The sequence below is a fragment of the Streptomyces sp. DG1A-41 genome, from assembly GCF_037055355.1.
Lineage (GTDB): Bacteria > Actinomycetota > Actinomycetes > Streptomycetales > Streptomycetaceae > Streptomyces.
This window is the reverse complement of record NZ_CP146350.1, coordinates 5,640,002-5,662,502: the sequence shown is the minus strand read 5'-3', so window position 1 is coordinate 5,662,502 and position 22,501 is coordinate 5,640,002. Positions and strand designations below refer to the sequence as shown.

The following is a 22,501-nucleotide window of genomic DNA, read 5'->3' as shown; positions in this document are numbered from 1 at the left end:
CTTCGACGACGAGGAGCCCCCATGAACGCCACCGACGTGACCGGCGCCCGTACTCCCGAGGCCGCCGGCGTGATCTCGGGCGCGCGTGAGCGCATCGACGCGCTGGACGACCGGATCATCGGCCTGATCCAGGAACGGGCGGCCGTCTCCGCCGTCATCCAGGAAGCCCGGATCTCCTCCGGCGGCCGACGCGTGAACCTCTCCCGCGAGATGGAGGTCCTCGGCCGCTACCGGGAGGCGCTGGGCAAGCCGGGCACCGCCCTCGCGATGACCCTGCTGGAGCTGTGCCGCGGCAGGATCTGAATCCCCGTTCCCAGTACAGCGACCGGGTCTGAATCCCCGTACCCGGTACAGACGTGCGCCCCCCTTCTCACCCGTACGGCGCGTGACCGTCCCGCGAGCCGCTTCGTTGGTCCCCGTGTCCGTGCCAGCCAGGCGCGGGCCCGAGGGAAACCACGCGTGGCTCGCTGGAGCGAGAGACGTACGGATCGCGCCGTACGTCGTGGGACCTCGCTCCAGGGAAGTGACCGGACGGCAGGGGACAGCAGCCCGGTCACCCAAGAGAACGGTCGGCTCCGGGGACGCCCGGGGCCGACCGGCGGCCCTTGCAGAAGTGCACAAGGCCGGGTCAAACGGTTGCGGGCGCCGCGTTCATCCAGCACGATGCGTACACAGCCCAAGTGCCCCCGATGCACACCCGCGTTGCCCGACTGCCAAAGGTTGAGACCAATAGTCCGGTCGGGTCCCGTCGGGTCCGGTCGAGACCAGCGGCGCACCCCCGGCGCCGCTTCCAGGCACCGGCGCTGCCCTGACGTCGGTGCTGACGAGAAGAAGGGCCCCGCGGCTCCACCCCGCGGGGCCCTTCGCTCTGCCCCGGCAGTCGTCCCGTCGCCGGTCGTCCCGTGACTCTCCCCTCGGCAGTCGTCCGGGGACCGTCAGGTGCGCGACACCGTCCCGCACTCGTCCGGATCGTGGTCGAGGTCCCTGCTCCGGTCGTACGGATCCGTCGTCGGGCCGCTCGGCGCCGCGCCCGTGGGCTCGCTCGACGAGAACTCCGGGTGCAGATAGCCGTCATGGACGTCGCAGGAGGAGTTGCCGATCTCCTGGTCGTACTCCATGAGCAGCAGCCGGCCCTGGGTGACCCTGTATCGCGCGGGGTCGGCGAGTTCGACGTCGATCACCCGGCGCACGATGGTGCGGGTGACCTCGGTGGGGCCGTCGGCCCGCACGAGGGGATAGACGAAGGTGTAGTCGGCGCGCACCGCCACGCCCCCGTGCGCGCCCTTCTCGAACGTCATGTGCCCGCGTGTCTTGATCACATCGCCGACGGGACGCACCTCGTCGGGGTCGAAGCGGCTGAACAGCGTCACCGGGTCGTGCTTCCTGCTCGGGGAGCGCAGGGCGGTGTCCAGCTCGTCGAGGAGCTCCGGCTGCTTGGGGTCGAGTACGGAGAGCGCGGCGTCCGGGCGGGCGCCGCGCACCGCCTTCGGGTCGAGGTTGGCTCCCACCAGCAGCTTCTTCGTCAGCTTCAGCGCCTGCTCCACGCGCTCCTCGGGAACCGAACCGACGGCCTTGGCCTCGGGCAGCACGATGCCGGCCTCGCCGTCGGCCCAGCGCAGCGCCGGGGAGCCGGCGAACGGCTCGTCCAGGGTGGGGATTTCGGGGTCCGACGCCCCCGGCGCGGCGGTGGGGGCCGCGGTCTCGACGGGCAGCGGTGAGGCCGCGGCCGACGACCCGTCCGCGCCGAAGGGGTCGCCGGGCAGCAGCGACGGTTTCAGCGCCACCAGGGCCACGGCGACGGCGACCGGCACACCGAGAAAGGCCCACGGCTTGCGGCGCCGCGCCGCCCGGCCGTTCATCATGTCCGGACCCGTTCGCCACCCCGGAGGCGACTCACCCCGGGCCTCCTGCTGTCGCAGCCGTTCGGTCACCATGCGCGCCCGCGCGGACGGTTCCTTAGGGGCGGAGGCGTGACTGTCCCGCTCGGTGGCACGGGTGAACTGCTCCCAGACGTCGTCGGGGATCTCCGAGGCCGACGGCTGATCGTCGGACGGCTTTTCAGGCACGAAGTCCAGATCTAAGCGGGTGTGAAGTGCCTTCACAAGAAGATCTCGGATGTGACGCAGACCACATAAGAATTCTGTGAATGTCAGCGCAACCATTCACAGGTTTCACGGATCAAACCTGCCGAACCAAGGGCACTCCCGCGCCCCACACGCGGAGGCCTCCCCCCCCAACGTTCGTACCGCAGCCCGCGGTACGCCGGACTCTCCGAGGTCTTCATGAAGCTTCGCCGCACCATGGCAGTAGCGGCCGCCACGGCGGTCATAGCCCCGGTGGCACTGCTCGCGGCACCGGCCGCGTACGCGACCGACGGCACGACGCCCCCGCCGAGCCCGTCCGTGAGCGAGTCCACTCCCGAGACGACGCCCCCGCCGAGCCCGTCCGTGAGCGAGTCCACTCCCGAGACGACGCCCCCGCCGAGCCCGTCCGTGAGCGAGTCCACTCCCGAGACGACGCCCCCGCCGAGCCCGTCCGCGAGCGAGTCCTCCCCGGCGCCCACCGCGTCCGAGTCCGAGACCCCGGACCCCGAGTCCTCGGCGTGCGAGGACAGCAAGGTCGACGTCAGCATCAGCGGCCTGCCCGGCAAGATCGCGGCGGGCAGCGGATGGCACAAGTTCTCGCTGAACGTGCAGAACAACTCCGACTCCACGCTCAACGACCTCGACTTCTTCGCCGGGGCCTCCGCCGACAAGAACGGCGAGGAGCTGTTCTCCAGCAAGAAGGTCCAGCTCCAGGCCTGGGACCCTGAGGACAAGATCTGGGTCGACCTGAACGCGGGTGGCTACGCGGTCGGCTACGTCGGCTACACCGACGAGCTGAAGCCGGACTACGAGGTCAACATCCCGCTGCGCCTCAACGTCAAGCCGTCCGCCCCGGTCGGTGCCGGCTTCTCGCTCGGCGCGACGATCTACGGCGACAACGACGCCGAGTGCACCGGCTTCGGTCAGATCTCGTACAAGTTCCAGATCGTCTCCGCCGGTACGGACACCGGTGGCACCAAGCCGCAGGAAGGCGGCAAGGCGCCGGTCACCGACGAGAAGCCGAGCGGCAACACGCCGGAGGTCACCGGCAGCCTCGCCGAGACCGGCTCCAGCTCCGCCCTGCCGATGATCAGCCTCGTCGGCGGTGCCGCGGTCGTCGCCGGCGCCGGCGCGATCTTCGTGGTGCGTCGCCGTAAGACCGGCGCCCAGGCGTAAGACGGAGCGCCCCGCGAGGGGCGACGCCCAGCAGAAGAGGGACCTGCGCTCGGAGGGGGGTGCAGGTCCCTCTTCCGCTGTCCGCTGCCGGTCAGTTCTTCGGCGGCACGGCCGGCATGCCCAGGAACGGCAGCCGCAGCGCGCCGAACGCCTCCGCCGGGACCGCCGGGGACTTCGGCTCGACCGGCTGGAGTCGCTCGTAGGCCGCGCCCTGCTGCGGCCGCGGGTCGGGCTCGCCCTTGTTGGGCCAGAACGACATCGCCCGCTCGGCCTGGGCGGTGATGGTCAGGGACGGGTTGACACCCAGGTTGGCGGAGACCGCGGCACCGTCGACCACCGAGATGCCCGGGTGGCCGTAGAGGCGGTGGTACGGGTCGATCACGCCGGTCTCGCGGGAGGCGCCGATCGGGCAGCCGCCCAGGAAGTGGGCCGTGAGCGGGGTGCCCATCAGTTCGCCGACGTTCGAGCCCGCGAAGCCGTTGATCTCGGCGGCGAGTGCCGAGGCGCTCTCCGTGGCCGCCTTGATCTGCTTCGGGTTGGGGGCGCCGTGGCCCTGGCGGGCGGTGAGCAGGCCGCGGCCGACACCCGACGGTTTCAGGTACGTCGTCAGGGAGTTGTCCAGCGACTGCATCACCAGGCCGATGATGGTCCGCTCCGACCAGCGGCGGTTGGACAGCGAGCGCAGCACCAGCAAGGGGTGTTTCGCCGCGTGGGCGAGGAAGCCCAGGACCCGCGAGGTGCCCGAGTTGTTCCCGGCGTACGGGACCTGGAGGATCGACAGGCTGCCCATCGAGTTGGAGCCCTTGCCGTAGCGGACCGGCTCGATGTGGGTGTTCTCGTCCGGGTGGATCGAGGACGTGATGGCCACGCCCCGCGTGAAGTCGGCCTTCGGCGCGCCGTGCGCCTTGCGGTAGCGCCGGTCGTCGGTCTGGGCGCCGACCAGGGCCTCGGAGTTGGTGCGGGTCAGCCCGCCCAACTTATCCGATATGTACGGCAGCTGGCCGCCGGCCTTCATGCGGTGCAGCAGCGTCTGGGTGCCGTACGTGCCGGCGGCGAGGACGACCCGGCGGGCCGTGTAGGTCCGGCCCTTGGCCTTGCGGCGGTCGTCGGTGGGGAGGGTGGCGACCGCGTACCCGCCGCGCGAGTCGTCGGTGACCGAGACGACCGTCGTCAGGGGGTGCACGACCGTGCCGGCCTTCTCGGCGAGGTACAGGTAGTTCTCGTTGAGGGTGTTCTTCGCGCCGTGGCGGCAGCCGGTCATGCACTCACCGCACTCCGCGCAGGCCCTGCGGGCCGGCCCCGCCCCGCCGAAGTACGGGTCGGGCACCTCCTCGCCCGGCTTCGCCTTCACCGTGCCGTCGGCGTCCTCACCGTCGCCGAAGAAGACGCCGACGGGGGCGAGGTGGAAGGAGTCGCCGCAGCCCATGCGCTCCGCAGCGGCCTTCAGGTGCACGTCGGACGGGGTCATGGTCGGGTTCAGCCGGACGCCGAGCATGCGCCGGGCCTGGTCGTAGTACGGCTTCAGCTCCTCCTGCCAGTCCGTGATGTCCCGCCACTGCGAGTCCTCGAAGAACGGCTTGGGCGGGACGTAGAGGGTGTTGGCGTAGTTGAGGGAGCCCCCGCCCACGCCCGCACCCGCCAGGACCATGACGTTGCCCAGGAGGTGGATGCGCTGGATGCCGTACATGCCGAGTTTCGGCGCCCAGAGGTAGTTCTTGAGGTCCCAGGAGTTCTTGGGGAGGGACTCGCGGGTGAAGCGCCTGGCCTTCCAGGACGCCTACCTTGTAGCCCTTTTCCGTGAGGCGCAGGGCGGTCACGGAGCCGCCGAAGCCGGAGCCGACCACGATGACGTCGTAGTCGTAAGCGTCCTGAGGCACGTGTGCTCCTCGCTGAATCACCGGAACCGGAATGCCTTCATCAGGCGGAGGCTCCTGCTCATGAACTGGGCGTACTGCTCGTCGTCCATCCCCAGCGCGGGCGCCATCGGGAGCACGCGCTGGTGGGCGACCGTCTGGGCCTCGGTGTACTTGAGGATGCCCTCGGAGCCGTGGCGGCGGCCGAGGCCGGAGTCCTTCATGCCGCCCATGGGCGACTGGACGCTGCCGTAGGCGGGGGCGTAGCCCTCGTTGATGTTGACCGTGCCGGTGCGCAGGCGGGCCGCGACCTCCTGGCCGCGTCGGCCGTTCTTCGTCCACACCGAGGAGTTCAGGCCGTACGCCGTGGCGTTGGCGCGCTCGATCACCTCGTCCTCGCTCGTGAAGCGGTAGACCGAGACGACCGGGCCGAACGTCTCCTCCGTACAGACGGACATGTCCGTCCCGACCCCGTCGAGGATCGTGGGCTCGAAGAAGTAGGGGCCGATGTCCGGCCGCGCCACACCGCCCGCGACGAGCTTCGCGCCCTTGGCGACCGCCTCCTCCACGTGCCGCGTGACGGTCTCCAGCTGGCGTTCGCCGACCAGGGAACCCATGTCGGCGCCGTACGCCAGGGAGGTGCCGAGGCGCATGGCCTTCGTGCGGGCGGCGAAGCGCTCCAGGAAGGCGTCCGCGATCGACTCGTGGACGTAGAGCCGCTCGATGGAGATGCACAGCTGGCCGGCCGAGGAGAAGCAGGCGCGGACCGCTCCGGCCGCCGCCTTCTCGACGTCGGCGTCCTCCAGCACCAGCATGGCGTTCTTGCCGCCGAGTTCGAGGGAGGCGCCGACCAGCCGGGCGGCGGCGCCCTGGGCGACCTCGCGGCCGGTGCGGGTGGAGCCGGTGAAGGAGACGTAGTCGGCGTGCCGGACGACCTCCGGGCCGATGACCGGGCCGTCGCCGAGGACGACCTGGAAGACGCCGGCGGGCAGGCCCGCCTCGATGAGCAGGTCGCGGGCCCACAGGGCGGTCAGGCAGGTCTCGGTGTCCGGCTTCATGACGACCGCGTTGCCCGCGACGAAGGCCGGCAGCGCGTCGCCGACCGACAGCTCCAGGGGGTAGTTCCAGGGGGCTATCTGACCCACGACGCCGCGCGGGTGGCGCAGTTCGGTGACCTTCGTCAGGGTCGGCATGGCGCCGGCGTGCCGCTTCGGGCGGAGGTAGGCGGGGGCCTTGCGGCCGTAGTGCCGGGCGGCGACCGCGACGGCCTGGACCTCCTCGTGGGCGTGCAGCCGGGCCTTGCCGGTCTCCAGCTGGATCAGGTCGAGCACCTCGGCCTGGCGCTCCAGCATCAGGTCGTGGAAGCGCAGCAGGACGGCGGCGCGCTGCCGTACCGGGGTCTGCGCCCACACGGCCTGGGCGGCGCGGGCCAGTTCGAAGGCCTTCGCCACGTCCTCGGGCGTCGACTCGGGGAGGTCGGCCAGCTTCTCACCGGTGAACGGCGTGTGGTTGGCGGTCCGGCCGGAACCGGCCACGCCCTTGGTGAGCTGGGCGACCAGCTCGGGGGTCACCACGTCGGCGGCGGTGCGGGCGCCCTCCGGGGCGGGGGCGAGGGGGTTCGTGCCGGCCTGTGCCGTGCCGGGCTTCTCCGGGGCGTGCGCGTCCGTCATGAGGCGCAGGGTATGCCCCGGCGGAGCCTTTGGGTACCCGTCGGTAATACCGCTTCACCGAGTGCACACAAGGCGCCAGTGGCTGCTGGCAACGAACGCCCTGATCAGGGTGTTGTGCGGCGACGAGTTGGTGTGATTCAGCCTTTTACGATTCCGAGCCGGTCCCGGGCGCCCTTGAACACCGAGGTGCCCTCCTGCTCTTCGGGCGTGCCCTTGGGCATGTCGACGCGCAGTTCGTACATGCGGTCGTCGTCGGTGCGGATCATCACCCGCATGACCCGCCTGGGGTCCTCGTCCAGGTTGTAGGCGGTGTCGGCGAGGGCGGCCTCGTAACCCTGGACGCTGGTGCGGGTGTACTGCGTGTCCCCCGCACGACAGGGGCGTTCTGCGCCTGCTCCATCGGAGAGCCCGGGGCCCGGTCCCAGAGCAGGAGGCGGACCTGGACGGTGCCGCCCTGTTCGTCGCCGTAGAGCACCGTGCGGGGCTGGTCGGTCGCGCTGCCGGTCCGGTCGAGTTCGCGGTAGTGGCGCGGGAGATGGAGTACGGCCGCCAGGTCCGGATCGCGATGGGGGGTCCAGGTCTCGGTCGCGTCGGCGCCCTGTTCGGCGGTCTCGGCGCTGCTGGTGTCGCCGAGGTGGGTGGCGGCCCCTATGGCGCCGGCGAGCAGCGCGCCCAGGAGGGCGATGGGGGCGGGGCGGAGGAGGCTCTGACGATTGGGGGGTGCGGGGTCCTGCCGCCTTGCGGGGCCGGTCTCGGGCGGTTCGGCAGTCTCCGGCGATTCGGCTGAGTCCCGCGGCTCGGCAATCTCCGGCGAGGAGCCCCGCGGCTCGGCGGCCTCCTCGGGCCGTAGCGTGCCGGCGTCCTCCGTGAACTCCTGTATGCGCTCGGCCTCCAGAGCCTCTTCGGGCACCTCGGCCGCTGCCGGCCCGGCCGCCGCCTCGAGCGCCTTCGCGACCTCCTCGGCGTCCGGCCGCTGTTCGGGGTCCTGGACCAGCAGTCGTGCGATCAGCGGCCCCAGGGGTCCGGCCTGCTTCGGTTCGGGCGGGTCGGCGGCGAGGATCGCGGCGAGCGTGGCCTCCGGCGTGGTCCGGCGGAACGGGGACGCCCCCTCGACGGCGGCGTACAGCAGTACGCCCAGGGACCACAGGTCGGAGGCGGGCCCGGCGATGCGGCCGGACATCCGCTCGGGGGCGACGAACTCCAGCGAGCCGATGAACTCCCCGTCGGCCGTGAGCGACTCCCCGCCCTGCACATGGGCGATGCCGAAGTCGGTGAGGACCACGCGCTGGTGCGGGCCCAGCAGCACATTGGCCGGTTTCACGTCCCGGTGCACGATGCCGACGGAGTGCGCGGCGCGCAGGGCACCGAGGACGGCGAGGCCGATCCGGGCGGCTTCGCGCGCGTCGACCGGACCGCGCCGGAGCACCTCGTGCAGGGACTCGCCCCGCACCAGCTCCATGACGATCCAGGGGAGTCCGTCGAGCACCGCGTCGACCGCGTTCAGCCCGTCGCGCCCGACCGGCCGGTGGCGATCGATCCGCCCGCCGCCTGCGTCCGGCTGCCGCTCCGGCTCGACAACCACGTCGTGGATGGTGACGGCGGCGGGGTGGTCGACTCGGGCGGCGGCGCGGGCCTCGCGGTAGAGCCGGTGGGCCGCACGCCGGTGGCCCTCGTCCTCCGGGTCGCCCGGCAACCGGGGCTGCTTCACGGCGACTTCACGCTGCACGAGCTCGTCGTAGGCCCGCCAGACGGTGCCCATTCCGCCGGAGCCGATGCGCTCCATCAGCCGGTACCGCCCACCGACCGACCGGCCCTGGGCGCCCGTCCCGCCCCCGTCGTTGCTCATGCCCCATCAGTACCCCGCGAGGCGGCCGCTTGTCGACGCGTGTCAGTGGCCGGACACCGGTTCAGGTCCCGTCGATGTCCAGGTTCGCGATGGCCGTCTCGGCCACCTCGCGCCCGCGATCGGTGAAGTCGCCCTTGCCCGGGTAGCTGACGGTGAGCTTGTACATGTCGCCGCCGGAGGTCTTGTAGTAGAAGATCCTGAGCTCGCGGGGGCGGGGGTTGTCGCTGTCGTCGGTCTCGTAGATGACGGTGTTCTCGGCGGCCTTCCCGCCCCTGTACGTGGTCTCCTTGGGCTCCGTCTTCGGGTTCTTCGGCATGTCCAGGCTGTAGCTGCCGCTGTCCTTGAACCCGCTGTCGTCGTCGTACATCTCGGCGGCGGCGGAGCCCGCGATCGTACTGCCGGTGTCCTCCGCCTTCTCGTCGAGGGTCAGGCCGATCCAGATGCTGCCGCTCCAGTCGGTGTACGTGACCCAGTGCCCCCGGTCCGACTCCCGGTCGGGCACGGTCCGCTGGTAGGCGTCGGGGACGCCCAGAGACGCGGCGAGGTCCTTCTCCTGGCGTGTCGTCCAGCCCTCGGGCAACGGCCCGGCGAACGGGTTCGCGAGCACCAGGTACGCCGTCACCGCCGCCGCGACGACCGCCGCACCGAGTCCGAGCCACGCCGTGCGGCCGAGCCGGAGTCTTCGGCCCCCACCGCCCGCGACCCGGACGGCCTGCGTGGCCTGGACGGCCGGCGGGTTCGCGGCGGCCTCCAGCAGGGCTCGCACCCGGGCGGCGTCCGGGCGGCGGGCCGGGTCCTTGTGCAGCAGGCCCGTGATGGCCTCGGCGAGCGGGCCCCGGGCCGAGGCGGGCGGCGCGGGCGTGGCGTTGAGGACGGACTGGAGTGTGGCGGCGGTGTTGCTGCGGCGGAACGGCGAGACGCCCTCCGTCGCCGCGTACAGCACCACGCCCAGGGACCACAGGTCGCTGGCCGGGCCCGGGCGCTGGCCCAGCACCCGCTCCGGCGCGATGTACTCGGGCGAGCCGACGAAGCCGCCGGTGTCGGTCAGGTCGCTCTCGCCCTCGATCTGCGCGATGCCGAAGTCGGTGAGGACGACCCGGTCGTACCGGCCCAGCAGCACGTTGTCCGGTTTCACGTCGCGGTGCAGGATGCCCGCCGCGTGCGCGGCCTCCAGCGCGCCGAGCACCTCCAGGCCGAGCCGGGCGGCCTCGCGCGCGGACAGGGTGCCCTCCTGGAGCGCGTCGCCCAGCGAACGGCCCTGCACGAGCTCCATCACGATCCACGGCTGCCCGTCCACGACCGCGACGTCGTGGACGTCGACCACCGCCGGGTGGTCGAGCCGGGCCGCGGCACGTGCCTCGCGGCGCATCCGCTCGAAGGCGTTGACACGTTCGCGTTCGGGAAGATACTCAGGAACGCGAGGCTCCTTGACGGCGACTTCCCGGTCCACCGTCTCGTCCTTGGCGCGCCACACCGTGCCCATGCCGCCGTGCCCGAGCTTGGCGATCAGCCGGTAACGCCCGGCGATGAGTCGCCCGACACCTGCATCCTGGACCGCTGCCGCTGACTGGGGCGGCACGACCTGGGTGGGCGTCGCGTACGGGTTGCCCGGTACCGGCGCCGGCGGATTCGGTGGACTCGGTGGTTGCAGAGCGAAACTCGTTGGCTCGTCGGCCCCGGATCGGGCTCCCCCGTTGTTGCTCATGAGGTCATCCATATCGCGCCCAGCGCCTACGTATCCAGCACGGACGCGTCCCGGTCACAGACCCGTGACGCGGTCCGGGGCTTATCTCCTCTTCATGCCGGTACGGGGCTCATCGGCCGCACGCCGTGTCAGGGCGAGGGCGAGGCGGCGGCGGTGGTGGCGCTGGTGGCCGCAGGAGTGCTCGGAGCGCGCGTGCCGTGGGAGGACGGGCCGGCCGAAGGCGTCTTCGGCGCGGAACTCTTCGGCGTACGGCCGCCGTTCCCGCCGCCCTCGTCCATGAGCAGTGCCGCCGCCGACACACCCGCCCCGGCCATCGCGGCGACCAGCAGCGCGGCCACCAGCACCCGGCGCGTGGGCTGCCGGAGCATCTGCTCGTGCTGCTCATCCGGGCCGGGCATGTCCGTCGACGGCGGCGGTTGCCGCTCGGCGTTGTCCCGCGGCCGTCCGTGCGCGGCACCCCGCACCGCCGGCGCGTACCCGGGCGGCGGCGCCTGCGGCGTCCTGCCCGTCTCGCGGAACGCCCGCAGCATCCGCTCCGCCCGGTCCGCGTCCAGCCGCCGGTCCGGATCGCGGTCCAGCAAACCTTGTACGACGGGCAGGAGCGGCACGGCCTGCGCGGGCGGGCGTATGTCGCCGACGACGACCGCGTGCAGGACGCCGCCCAGCGAGTCGCGGTGGAACGGCGACTCGCCGCTGAGGGCCGCACACAGCAGCGCGCCCAGCGACCACAGGTCGGACTCGGGCCCGGTCCGGGCCCCGGACATCCGCTCGGGCGCGGTGTACTCGGGCGAGCCGACGAAGGAACCGTTCTCAGTGAGCGTGGGGGCGCCCGCCACCTGGGCGATGCCGAAGTCGGTGAGGACGACCCGGCCGTCCTCGGCTATCAGCACGTTCGACGGCTTCACGTCCCGGTGCAGCACACCGGCCGCGTGCGCGGTGCTCAGCGCGCCGAGCAGGGCGATGCCGATGCGGGCGGCCTCGGCGGCGTCGACCGGGCCGCCGGTGGCGATGCGGTCGGCGAGCGAGCCGCCTTCGACCAGTTCCATGACCATGTAGGGGCGTTCGTCCTCCTCGACGACGTCGTGGACGACGATGACGTGCGGATGGCTCAGCTGGGCGACCGCGCGGGCCTCGCGCAGGACGCCGTCGCGCCGCCGCCGGGCCTGGGCGGCGGAGAGGGTCTCATCGACGGGGAGTTCCTTGACGGCGACCTGCCGGCCGAGCAACTGGTCGGTGGCCCGCCAGACGACACCCATGCCGCCACGCCCGAGCCTCTCCTCCAGCCGGTAACGGCCCGCGACGACACGGCCGCCTGCCTCGGTCCCCATACGCCCCATGATGCCGCAGGGGACGCACGCCTTCCGGGGCGGCGACCGGCCAAGTATGCCGCCGCCCCAAGACAGTCGATGGCACACTCCTGCGCGCTCAGGCCTTGGCGCGGACCATGCTGGATCGGATCGACGAGGCCACCGCGATGGAACGGCGCCTCAACGCTCGTGTCGAGGAACGCATTCGGCCGTTCGAGCGTCAGGTCGCCGATGGGCCCCTGTCCGAGCCAACCGATCCGGTCGGCCGACTGCTGTGGCTCTCACCCGCGTTGCGGCCGCACTCACGACCTGACCCTGCCCGCACCCACCGGATTACGGGCATCTGAGAGCGCCAGGGGCGTCCCCATCCTGGCCGAACTCCGCCTGCCAGGGCGGCGACCCCTGGATGACCACCGGCATCGAACGCAAGCCTGCAGAACTCACCCACGGTGAGTCCCGCAGGCCGTCGGCGCTGGGTTTGACCAGGTCGGGCCGGACGGCCACACAGCGATGCAGCGGCTCACCGCGGCGACAACCCCTGGGGGCGATCATTTTCAGCCACATAGTCTTGAAAACGGCTACAAAGCACGACAATTAGCAGGACATGTGCCCCATATAAGACAAAACGGGTGGCTGGAATCATGCTGTCATGTGAATCATGGAAGTCTTACCTTCTCCTTATGGGAAACACATGGAAGCGCTTTTCAGTCACGAGCGTCGCAGCGGTGGCGATATTCGCCACGACCACAGTGACCAATGCCAACGCGGCGAGTGGCGGAGCCGCGTGCTCGGTGACCGGCGCCTCGGGGAGCATGACGTTCACCAACTGGACATCCGACTACGTGGACATCAGCGGTTGGGTCAAGGACACCGCTGCCGACGGTCACCATGTGGCCATCAGATTCAGATCCATTGACCACTACACCGGATGGGTGACGGACTGGCCCTGGCGTACCGAATACGACGGAAACGGATCGACTACCTCCTTCACCACATACGCAAACCCCTCCGGCGATGATCTCGACTCCATCGGCGCGCAGGTGGCGGTCAGGGAAGGAACCAAGATCGTCCGTTCTTGCACGGACTGGGCCTGAGCCTCGGCGCGACAACCAATGTCATCGCGACGACGTATCGGCCCACGCCATGTCCGGTTGGGCCGATACGCGGCCGCCTTCCGTGAGGTCGTCGTCCGTAGGTCACGACGTTCTCGATCAACCCTCCTGGAAGCCCCGCAGGATCCAGTCGAACTGCTTCCTGGTGGTGGCCCAGTCGTCGGTCGGTGAGGCCGCGTAGATGGAGTACTCGGTGCCGTCACCGTCCATGTACCCGACGTCGATCGCACGGTAGGGCCCCGGGAAGTAGTGCGGCGCGTCCTTGGCCAGCGCGTTCCACGTGTACTCCCAGCGGGCGCCCGGCTGATCGCGGAAAAGCTCCTCCTTGAGGCGCAGACGCTTGTAGTCCTGCAGCCGTGAGACCCGCTGTTCCAGGTTGCTCATGTGCTCGTAAGAGGTGCTGAAGTCCGGTGCGGTGTCGACGGCGACCCGCACGAGGTGCTTGCCCTTGTCGGGCGAGTAGTCGACCTGCTGGAGGCCGTCCTGGTCGATGGAGACGGACCGCTTCCACCCCTTGGGCAGGGGGATGCTGAAGCCCACCGGGTCGTGGCGCCGCACCCAACCGGCTGGAACCACCCCCTGACCGCCCTCGTCACTCGGCGTGGCACTGGCGCTCGGAGTCGACGCAGAGGCGGAGTTGCCGGGCCGGCCGTGCCGAATTGCTGCAGCACGACCGCGGCTCCCGCACCGATGACCGCGGCAAGGGCGACGACGAGGGCGGCCGTTCGCAGACGGCGCCCCCCTTTCGGGGGCGCGGCGGACGGGCCGACCTGGGTGACGGTGGTCTGGTGCGGCCTGGTGACACCGGTCCGCGGCTGCTCGTGGGGCCCCTGATGTCCGTACGACCCGTGCCGCGTCGGCACGTACACGTGTGCCGCGCTCGGGCGCCGTCCCTCCGCCGCCTCGGCGAGCATCTGCTCGGCTTCGGACGCGTCGGGCCGGGTGGCCGGGTCCTTGCGCAGCAGGGCGGTGATGACGGGCGTGAGCGGACCCGCGTGCTGAGGCTCGGCGGCTTCCTCCTCGACCACGGCCTGCATGGTGGTCAGCGGTGTGGTGCGGCGGAACGGCGACCGGCCCTCCACCGCCGTGTAGAGCGTCGCGCCGAGCGCCCACAGGTCGGAGGACGCGCCGGGGTCGTGGCCGCGTACGCGCTCGGGCGCCAGATAGTCGACCGAGCCGACGACCTCTCCGGTCCGGGTGATGGTGGTGTCGCCCTCGATCTGTGCGATGCCGAAGTCGGTGAGCAGCACACGTCCGTCCCGGGCGAGGAGGACATTGCCCGGCTTGACGTCGCGGTGCAGGACGCCGGCGGTGTGCGCGGCGCGCAGGGCCCGCAGCACCCACATGCCGATGCGCGCCGCCTCGCGCGGCTCGACGCGCCCTTCCTCCTTGACCGCGTCGGCCAGGGAGCGGCCCTCGACCAGCTCCATCACGATCCACGGGCGGCCGTCGTGCTCCAGCACGTCGTGCACCGTGACGACCGCGGAGTGGTTGATCCGCGCGGCGGCCCTGGCCTCGGCCCGGGTGCGCGCCAGCAGGATGGCCTGCTCGCTCTCGGAGACGTAGAGGGCAGCCGTCAGCTCCTTGATGGCGACGGACCGGTGCAGCACTTCGTCATGTGCGCGCCATACCCGGCCCATGCCGCCACTGCCGATGGAGTCGGCAAGCCGGTAGCGGCCCGCGACGAGCAGGCCCTGCATCTGATTCACGTTGCCCCGCAATGGTCTTGACAGGGTCAGCGTAAGGACCCGCCCTTCCCCAGGGAACAAGCGGGGTACCACGGTGACCGCACTGTGACGGTTGTCGCCATCCGGGACAGGAGGGGACCGTGGGGTGAAGTCCGGCGTACGGCGAACGGTTCAGGGCGTTGCTCAGGGTGTGTTTCAGGACGTTTCGGGCGCAGCAGGCACGGACCTCACTTCGTCGCCTTGTAGGTCGCCGCCGCCTGCTCGTACAGCCGCGTCACCTCGTCCCGTTCGGACTCCGGGCCGCGTACCTGGACCACGTGGTACCGCCCGTCGACCAGCATCGCGAGGTTGCGCACATACAGCTCGCCCCCGTCGTCGCCGGTCCAGGTGAACTGCCCCTCGGCCATGGTCCGCCCGCCGACCTCGATCGTCTTCAGCCCCGTGGAGGTGGCCCAGCTGGAGTCGCGGTACGGCTGCAATTCGCGCTCCTCCTCCCGCTGGTAGGCCATCGGATCGCTGCCGTACTCCGACGCGCTGTCCCGGCCCGGTACGACGATGAGCTCGAAGTCGCCCTTCGCGTAGACGACCTGGCCGCTGCCGTTCCCCGGGGTGCGGTCCCAGCCCTTGGCGACGGCGACCTGGAAGCCCGCCGAGTCCTTGCGCAGGGTGAAGCCGTCGGCGACCTCGGGGCCGGTGGTCTGCGTCTGCGTGGAACCGGCCGACGTCGAGGGGCTCTTCTCCGGCTCGGGCGACGCCTGGTCGGGCCGGGGCTCGCCGCTGGCGTCGGGCTCGGGCGCCCGGCTGACCTCACCGGCGGCACCGGTGCGGTCCGTGCCCCGCGCGCCGTCGGTCTGCGACTTGGGCATGAAGAGCATGGCGTAGGCGATCGCGGCGGCCATCGCGAGCAGCACGAGCACGAGCAGGGTGCGGCCGAGGCGGTGCGGCGACCGCGACTCCTTCCTGGCCCGCTTGTGGCGCCCGTGGTGCGCGGGCAGCCCGGCCCGCCGCCTGCGCACGAGCTCGCCCCGGCGGCGTACGACGGGCAGCCGGCTCGCGTCGGCGGGCGGCGCCGCGACGACGTGCACACCGGCCTCCGGCTCGGGCGCCGAGCGCACGAGCGAGCGCAGCCAGCCGCGCAGTTCCTCGAAGTCGAGGCGCTCGGTCGGGTCCTGACGCAGCAGCGACTCGACCACCGGCCGGAGCGGCCCGCACTCCTCGGCGTAGGCGGGCGGTTCCGCGCACACCATCTGCACCAGCTCGGCCGTCGACTCCTCCGGGTAGGGCGCATGCCCCTGCACGGCCCTGAAGAGCAGCGCGCCGAGCGCCCACAGGTCGGTGGCGGGGCCGATCGGCGCGGCCAACTGCCAGTTCTCGTGAACGGGTCCGGCCTGCTCCGGCGCCCAGCGCTCCGTCACGGGCCCCACCACGGCCATCCGCGCCTGCCGCGCCCGCTCGGCGGCCAGGGCCGTGGCCGGACCGCGCCGGGGTGCGGGGGTGTGGGCGACCAGGTCGTCCCACCGGGTGGGCTCGCTGGGGGCAGCGGGGTCCGAGGCCGGGGGGAGAGCCGTCTGCTCGTGTCCCTGCGGCGAGGACGCGCTGCCCGTTCCGCCGCGGGGCGTGGCACCGTGCCAGGCGGTCGTGCGGGGGGCGCCGCCCACGCCGTAGGGGTCGGCTATCTGCCCCGGCGGGGCCGCACCGGCCCCTGTGCTCTGCCCGGGGACGTACGGCGACTGCGCCGAGCCGTCGCCGTGCGGCCCGGGCCCGCGGTCCGGGGCGGACCGGGCGCCCGGCAGTGCCGCCCGGCCGTTCTGCGTTTCCTGGACCCGGGCGGCGGCCCGGGCACCCGCCCGGTAGGCCGCGATCGCCCCGGCTCGCGCGGCCCTCGGGTCCTCGCTGTCCTCCACGCTCCGGTGGGCCGGTACGGCCGAGCCCCCGCTCCCCGGACCGGCTCCGGCCGTCGGCAGCCCCCGGGCCTCCCGAGCCTCTATGGCGGCACGCCGCGAGGCCTCGGGATCGGCCGCGCCGCCGATGCCTCCCGGGCCGCCGGCGCCATCGACCAGCCCGGAACCGCCGGCCTCCTGGCCGGGCTCGTCCAAAACCGGGGCCGGAACGGGGTCGTACCCGCACAGCGCCTCCTCCGCCGCGCCCACCGCCAGCCCGGTCAGCATCACCCGTCCGTCGTCGCAGACGAGGACCGTCCGCGCGGTGATGTTCCGGTGCACCCAGCCATGGGCATGCAGCACCCGTAGCGCCATGAGGACGTCGGAGGCCACCTCGGCCGCCCGGTACGGCGTCAGCGGCTTCTCGGCGAGCAGCGCCGCCAGCGGACGCGCCGCCACCAGTTCGCTGACGATCCACAGCGAGCCGCCCTCGGCGAACACGTCGAAGACCTGGTCGAGTCGGGGATGGTCGGGAATCGCCGCCGCGGCCTGCGCGGCCTCGACGGCGCGCCGTACCACCGGATCCGTGGGCCGCCGGGTGCCCGGACGGGCGCCGGGCCTGCGCGCGCCACCGTCACGTGCCGTGAAGCCGTCGGGCAGCCCCTCCGCGTCGAGGACCTCCGCCTCGACCACCTCCGGCAACGGCACCTGCCTGACCAGGACTTCCTGTCCGCTGTAGGTGTCGAAGGCCCGGGACTCGGTGAGTTCGTACTCGTCGGACGGCGGCAGCGGCAGGCGGTAGCGGTCGGCGAGCACCCGTCCCGCATAGTCGTCCACGTTGCCTCCCCCGGCAGCCTGGTCGGTCACATCCGTTCGCCCCACGGTCCGTTCCGGCTGCGCACGGTCCGCAAACATTTACGATACGTGCCGCAGACAACCCACATTGTGGGGATGCCAGATCTCACTCCCCAAACCCGGGGCCGCTCATGCTCAGGACTTGGGTTCGAAGGTCTTCGTCAGCGTCCGCCAGGTCTCCTTGCGCAGCTCACCGTCCCAGTCGGCCGCTTTCGCCGTGTACATCAGCGCGTAGCCCTGTCGGTCGTCGACGACGAAACCGCGGTCGATCGTCCGGTACTTGGTGCCGCCCTCCACGTAGGTGAACTCCCAGTCGGCCGTGTTCCAGCCGCGGTAGTCCACCTGCTCTATTCGGATCTTCCTGTACTGCGCGCGCTGCATGTAGCGCTCCTGGCTCTTCCAGTCCGCCACCGGGTCGCCCTTGGGCGTGGACGTCCAGGCGATGAGCAGCTTCTGCCCGTCGGGCCCGGTGAACCGGTCGCCCGCGGCACCCGTGGACCGGTACGTCCACCCCTTCGGCAGTCCGATCGAGTAGCCCTGGCTGCCCTGGTGCGTCGACTGCGCGGCGGTGCCCTTGCCGCCGCCACCGGCAGACCCGCCCGCTTGGTCGCCGGCCGTGCTGTTCGAGGTGGGCTTCGACGGTGCGGGCTGCGTCGTCGCGCTGTCGGTGCGCGTGCCGTCGGTCTCGTCGCCCTTGGTATCGGCGCTGCTCGACGCGGTGGCGACGGTCTTGTCGCCGCTCGAGCCGGCGGCGGCCCCCTTCGGGCCCTTGTCGTCTCCGCTGAGCGCGAGGGCGAGCACGGTGCCGATCACGGCGAGCGCCACGACCACCGCGATGATCATCAGGGCCCGCCGCGGCACCACATCGGTGAGCGGCGCCCTGGGCGGCGCGGGGCGCGGCCGCGGCGGCAGGTCCGGCGGCGGCATGACGGGCCACCCCGAACTCCGGCCTCCGGAAGCCGCCCGCGCCCCCTGCGCACCCCGCTCACCGGCTCCGGCGGCCGCCCCCGCGGACGACGCCGGACCCGGCTTCGACGCGGACGCACCCGTGTCCCCGGCCCCGGCCTTCGCGCCCTGCGGTCCGGAAGCGGCCGTACCCGCCTCGGACTCGGTCCGGGACGCGGCCGACGCCCCGGCCGTTCCCGCGGTGGCCTTGCGCACGGAACGCAGCGCCCCGCGCAACCGCTCCCCGGCTTCCTCGCCCCGCTTGCTCCCGGAACCCGCCGAACTCCCCTTGCCCGAGGTCTTGTCCGGCTGGGCCGGCAGCGGCACGACCTTCGTCGCGTCCACCGGCTCCGGTTCGGCGGCCGGCTCGGGTGCGTGGATGACCGAGTTCAGCATCGCCCTGGCGCCCGCGTCGTCGAGCCGCTTGGCGGGGTCCTTGGTGAGCAGCCCGTGGATGACGTCCTTCAGCGGGCCGGCGTTCTTCGGCTCCTCCAACGGCTCGGTCATCACCGCCGTGAGGGTCGCTATGGCCGACCCCTTGTCGTAGGGCGGCGCGCCCTCCACCGCCGCGTACAGCAGCCCGCCGAGCGACCACAGGTCGGCGGCCGGGCCCGGCTTGTGGCCGCGCGCCCGCTCCGGGGAGATGTAGGAGGGCGCGCCGACGAGCATGCCGGTCGAGGTGATGGACGGGTCGCCCTCGACCTGGGCGATCCCGAAGTCCGTGAGCACGACCCGGCCGTCCTCGGCGATCAGCACGTTCGACGGCTTCACATCGCGGTGCAGGATGCCTTCGCGGTGCGCGGACCGCAGCACGTCCAGGACGGCGAGCCCGACCTCGGCTGCCCGCTTCGGCTCGAGCAGGCCGTCCTCCCGTATGACCTCGGCGAGCGACTTGCCCTCGACGAGCTCCATCACGATCCAGGGCCGGTCGTCCTCCTGAACCACGTCGAAGACCGTCACGGCGCTGTTGTTGCGGATCCGCGCGATCGCCTTGGCCTCGCGCAGCGTCCGCGTGATCAGCCGCCGCTTCTCCTCCTCGTCGATGTTCGACGGAAACCGCAGCTCCTTGACGGCGACCGTCCGTCCCAGGGTCTCGTCCTGGGCCCGCCACACCGTGCCCATGCCGCCGCGGCCGAGCACCTTGCCCAGCCGGTAACGCCCCGCGAGGAGACGCTCCCTGTTGCCCTGACGAGTGTCCTGACGAGATGTGCCCGCCCGCTCCGCCTCCGACATGCGTCCCCTCATACAACCCGCCCTGACAGAGCCTCCATTGTCTCTCACCCGACAAGTGCCCAGCGCCCAGGGGCCCCCTGGCGGAACGCCCCCGCGGGCAGGCCCGCCCGGAACCCGGGTGCGGCACACCGCGCGCCGCCTTGCATGATGGGCCCCTGACGCCCCGACGAGGGAGGAGCCCGTGTGCCGCCCTTTCGGACATTGCTGGCCCTGCCTGTGTCCGTCGCCCTCCTCGGCCTGCCTCCGGCCGACTCGTCGGCTCTCTCCGTCCCGCCCACGAACGCGGTGCTCCCGCTGCTGGTGACCCAGGGCAGAGCACCCGCCGCGGCCCTGCTCGCCCTGGAGGGAACCACCACCCGCTATGCCCACGCCGGACAGGGAATCGCCCGGTCGGACCACTTCCGCGCCGGCAGCGTCACGAAGACGTTCATCGCGACGGTCGTGCTGCAACTGGCCGCCGAGCACCGGCTGTCACTGTCCGACACCGTGGAGCAGCACCTGCCGGGCCTGGTGCGGGGAGCGGGCAACGACGGCCGCGCGCTGACCCTGCGTTCCCTGCTCACCCACACCAGCGGCCTGTACGACTACACCAAGGACACCGGCGGAACCACACCCGTCACACCCCGTCAGGCCGTACGCATCGCACTCACCCACCCCCCGGCCGAACGCGGCCGCTTCTCCTACTCGAACACCAACTACGTCCTGCTCGGCCTGGTCGTCGAGCAGGTCACCGGTCACTCGTACGCCACCGAGGCCGAGCGCCGCATCATCACTCCCCTGGGTCTGACGGGCACCTCCTTCCCCGGCTCCCGCTCCTCGCTGCCCTCTCCGCACGGCCGCGCCTACGCCGCCGACGGAACCGACGTCACCGATCTCGACCCGCGGGTGGCCAGCGCCGCGGGCGAGTTGGTGACCACGCTCGCCGATCTGGACCGCTTCTACTCGGCCCTGCTCGGCGGGCGACTGCTGCCCGCGCCGGCTGCGCGAGATGCTCGACACCCGTGCCGCACACGGCGCGTACGGCATGGGCCTGTTCCCCGAGAAACTGCCGTGCGGCATCACGGTGTGGGGGCACAACGGGCACATATCCGGCAGCTACGTGCGCACCGCAGCCACCGTCGACGGCCGGCGTGTCCTCACCTTCCGTGTGAACACGGACGCGGTCGCAGATCCCGGTCTCGAACCCGCGGTGCTCGCGGCCGAGTTCTGCCCCCGCACCTCATAGAACGACCGGGTCCCGAACGAAGATGCCGGTTCCCGACACTCGTTCGGGTGATGTCCGGGGTGATCGCACGAACCCCGTCCGCGCGCCCCTGAAACAGCGCGCCTACAGCGGCACGATGTCCGGCGCGCCCAGCCGCGCCGCGTCCGCCGTCAGGTCGTCCGGCTGCCGCTGCGACTCCCGCTCCGCCTCCACCCGCTTCTCGTAGTGCTGGACCTCGCGCTCGATCTGGTCCTTGTCCCAGCCGAGGACCGGCGCCATCAGCTCGGCGGCTTCGCGTGCGCTGCGCGTGCCCCGGTCGAAGGTCTCGATGGAGATGCGCGTCCGCCGGGTCAGCACGTCGTCCAGGTGCCGCGCCCCCTCGTGCGAGGCCGCGTACACGATCTCGGCGCGCAGATAGTCGTCGGCCGCCGGCAAGGGCTCGCCCAGCGACGGGTTCTCGGCGATGAGGGCGAGGATCTCCTCGGCCAGCGTGCCGTACCGGTTCAGCAGGTGTTCCACCCGCACCACATGGAGTCCGGTCCGGACCGCGATCCGCGCCCGCGCGTTCCACAGCGCCCGGTAGCCCTCGGCGCCCAGCAGCGGCACGTCCTCGGTGACGCACTCGGCGACGCGCATGTCGAGCCCGTGCACCGCCGCGTCCACCGCGTCCTTGGCCATGACCCGGTAGGTGGTGTACTTGCCGCCCGCCACGACGACGAGCCCGGGCACCGGATGCGCCACGGTGTGCTCGCGCGACAGCTTGCTGGTGGCGTCCGACTCGCCCGCGAGCAGCGGCCGCAGGCCCGCGTACACGCCCTGGACGTCGTCCCTGGTGAGCGGCACCGCGAGCACCGAGTTCACGTGCTCCAGCAGGTAGTCGATGTCCGCGCTGGACGCGGCCGGATGGGCCTTGTCCAGGTCCCAGTCGGTGTCCGTCGTCCCGACGATCCAGTGCCGGCCCCAGGGGATGACGAACAGCACGGACTTCTCCGTGCGCAGGATCAGGCCGGTCGTGGAGTGGATCCGGTCGCGCGGTACGACCAGGTGGATGCCCTTGGACGCCCGTACGTGGAACTGACCGCGCTCCCCGACCATCGCCTGTGTGTCGTCCGTCCACACGCCGGTCGCGTTGACGACCTGTTTGGCGCGGATCTCGTACTCCCCGCCCGCCTCGACGTCCTGCACCTTCGCTCCGACGACCCGCTCGCCCTCGCGCAGGAAGCCCGTCACGCGTGCGCGGTTGGCGGCCTTCGCGCCGTACGCCACCGCCGTACGCACCAGGGTCGCCACGTAGCGGGCGTCGTCCATCTGGGCGTCGTAGTACTGGAGCGCCCCGACCAGCGCGTCCTTCTTCAAGCAGGGCGCGACGCGCAGGGCGTGAGAGCGGGTCAGATGGCGGTGCATCGGCAGGCCCCGGCCATGACCTCGGGCCATGGACATGGCGTCGTACATCGCGACGCCCGACCCGGCGTACAGGCGCTCCCAGCCCTTGTGCTGCAAGGGGTACAGGAACGGCACGGGCTTCACCAGATGCGGTGCGAGCCGCTCCAGCAGCAGGCCGCGCTCCTTCAGGGCCTCCCGTACGAGCGCGAAGTCGAGCATCTCCAGGTAGCGCAGGCCGCCGTGGATCAGCTTGCTGGACCGACTGGAGGTGCCGGACGCCCAGTCACGCGCCTCGATCAGTCCCGTGGACAGGCCCCGGGTCGCCGCGTCGAAGGCGGTGCCCGCACCGACCACGCCTGCGCCCACCACCAGCACGTCCAGTTCGCGCTCGGCCATAGATGCGAGTGACTCGGCGCGCTGCGCCGGCCCGAGTATCGCTGTCCTCACCGCTGCCTCCAGCTCATCGGTCGCGCCGGCCGCACCCGTCGGGTGAGACCCCGTCCGTATCCCCCATGCCCAAATTCTGACCGTGTTGCCCGACTTCAGCCACCACGGGCCGT

General features: G+C 71.9%; 11 protein-coding genes and 3 pseudogenes. 4 read left to right on the top strand and 10 right to left on the bottom strand.

Features of this window, described 5'->3' with window-relative positions:
• Positions 1–21 precede the first annotated feature (21 nt).
• Positions 22–303, top strand: coding sequence for a chorismate mutase (locus V8690_RS26605; RefSeq protein ID WP_338782601.1), 282 nt, complete (start codon positions 22–24; stop codon positions 301–303).
• Between the two features lie 632 nt (positions 304–935).
• Here V8690_RS26605 and V8690_RS26600 read toward each other — a convergent pair.
• Complete coding sequence (locus tag V8690_RS26600) at positions 936–2,066, bottom strand: hypothetical protein (protein ID WP_338782600.1); 1,131 nt, start codon at positions 2,064–2,066, stop codon at positions 936–938.
• Between the two features lie 234 nt (positions 2,067–2,300).
• Here V8690_RS26600 and V8690_RS26595 point away from each other — a divergent pair, with 234 nt between their 5' ends.
• Positions 2,301–3,260 carry an LAETG motif-containing sortase-dependent surface protein gene (locus V8690_RS26595; protein ID WP_338782599.1) on the top strand — a complete coding sequence of 320 codons (960 nt, stop codon included), beginning with the start codon at positions 2,301–2,303 and terminating at the stop codon, positions 3,258–3,260.
• Between the two features lie 91 nt (positions 3,261–3,351).
• On the opposite strand, the pseudogene V8690_RS26590 reads toward V8690_RS26595, so the two are convergent.
• The 5 genes and pseudogenes from V8690_RS26590 to V8690_RS26570 form a co-directional block, all read right to left on the bottom strand.
• Positions 3,352–5,137, bottom strand: a pseudogene (locus V8690_RS26590) (GMC family oxidoreductase).
• Positions 5,138–5,154: 17 nt separating this feature from the next.
• A complete protein-coding gene (locus V8690_RS26585) occupies positions 5,155–6,783 on the bottom strand; it encodes a succinic semialdehyde dehydrogenase (protein ID WP_338782598.1) in 1,629 nt (542 codons plus the stop codon).
• A 137-nt stretch (positions 6,784–6,920) separates the two neighbouring features.
• Positions 6,921–8,629: pseudogene (locus tag V8690_RS26580) on the bottom strand (serine/threonine-protein kinase).
• 61 nt (positions 8,630–8,690) lie between these two features.
• Positions 8,691–10,334 (bottom strand): serine/threonine-protein kinase, encoded by a 1,644-nt coding sequence (locus V8690_RS26575; RefSeq protein WP_338782597.1) that lies wholly within the window; start codon positions 10,332–10,334, stop codon positions 8,691–8,693.
• Positions 10,335–10,462: 128 nt separating this feature from the next.
• The gene (locus V8690_RS26570) at positions 10,463–11,662 is read right to left on the bottom strand and encodes a serine/threonine-protein kinase (protein ID WP_338782596.1); all 1,200 of its coding nucleotides are present in this window, start codon (positions 11,660–11,662) and stop codon (positions 10,463–10,465) included.
• Between the two features lie 659 nt (positions 11,663–12,321).
• Here V8690_RS26570 and V8690_RS26565 point away from each other — a divergent pair.
• A complete protein-coding gene (locus V8690_RS26565; RefSeq protein WP_338782595.1) occupies positions 12,322–12,735 on the top strand; it encodes a hypothetical protein in 414 nt (137 codons plus the stop codon).
• Positions 12,736–12,852: 117 nt separating this feature from the next.
• On the opposite strand, the pseudogene V8690_RS26560 reads toward V8690_RS26565, so the two are convergent.
• The 3 genes and pseudogenes from V8690_RS26560 to V8690_RS26550 form a co-directional block, all read right to left on the bottom strand.
• Positions 12,853–14,453: pseudogene (locus tag V8690_RS26560) on the bottom strand (serine/threonine-protein kinase).
• 215 nt (positions 14,454–14,668) lie between these two features.
• Positions 14,669–17,158, bottom strand: a complete 2,490-nt coding sequence (locus V8690_RS26555) for a protein kinase (RefSeq protein WP_338782594.1) — start codon at positions 17,156–17,158, stop codon at positions 14,669–14,671.
• A 153-nt stretch (positions 17,159–17,311) separates the two neighbouring features.
• Positions 17,312–19,354 (bottom strand): serine/threonine-protein kinase, encoded by a 2,043-nt coding sequence (locus V8690_RS26550; protein WP_338782593.1) that lies wholly within the window; start codon positions 19,352–19,354, stop codon positions 17,312–17,314.
• Positions 19,355–19,570: 216 nt separating this feature from the next.
• Here V8690_RS26550 and V8690_RS26545 point away from each other — a divergent pair, with 216 nt between their 5' ends.
• Positions 19,571–20,671, top strand: coding sequence for a serine hydrolase domain-containing protein (locus V8690_RS26545; RefSeq protein ID WP_338782592.1), 1,101 nt, complete (start codon positions 19,571–19,573; stop codon positions 20,669–20,671).
• Between the two features lie 10 nt (positions 20,672–20,681).
• On the opposite strand, the gene V8690_RS26540 is transcribed toward V8690_RS26545, so the two are convergent.
• Positions 20,682–22,388: a glycerol-3-phosphate dehydrogenase/oxidase gene (locus V8690_RS26540; RefSeq protein ID WP_338782591.1), complete on the bottom strand. Its 1,707-nt coding sequence runs from the start codon at positions 22,386–22,388 to the stop codon at positions 20,682–20,684.
• Between the last annotated feature and the right edge of the window lie 113 nt (positions 22,389–22,501).

Excerpts from the sequence above, each read along its gene's own strand:
- V8690_RS26605 (WP_338782601.1), top strand. The coding sequence starts at position 22 with ATGAACGCCACCGACGTGACCGGCGCCCGTACTCCCGAGGCCGCCGGC.
- V8690_RS26565 (WP_338782595.1), top strand. The coding sequence starts at position 12,322 with ATGGGAAACACATGGAAGCGCTTTTCAGTCACGAGCGTCGCAGCGGTG.
- V8690_RS26595 (WP_338782599.1), top strand. The coding sequence starts at position 2,301 with ATGGCAGTAGCGGCCGCCACGGCGGTCATAGCCCCGGTGGCACTGCTC.
- V8690_RS26570 (WP_338782596.1), bottom strand. The coding sequence starts at position 11,662 with ATGGGGACCGAGGCAGGCGGCCGTGTCGTCGCGGGCCGTTACCGGCTG.
- V8690_RS26575 (WP_338782597.1), bottom strand. The coding sequence starts at position 10,334 with ATGAGCAACAACGGGGGAGCCCGATCCGGGGCCGACGAGCCAACGAGT.
- V8690_RS26585 (WP_338782598.1), bottom strand. The coding sequence starts at position 6,783 with ATGACGGACGCGCACGCCCCGGAGAAGCCCGGCACGGCACAGGCCGGC.
- V8690_RS26550 (WP_338782593.1), bottom strand. The coding sequence starts at position 19,354 with ATGTCGGAGGCGGAGCGGGCGGGCACATCTCGTCAGGACACTCGTCAG.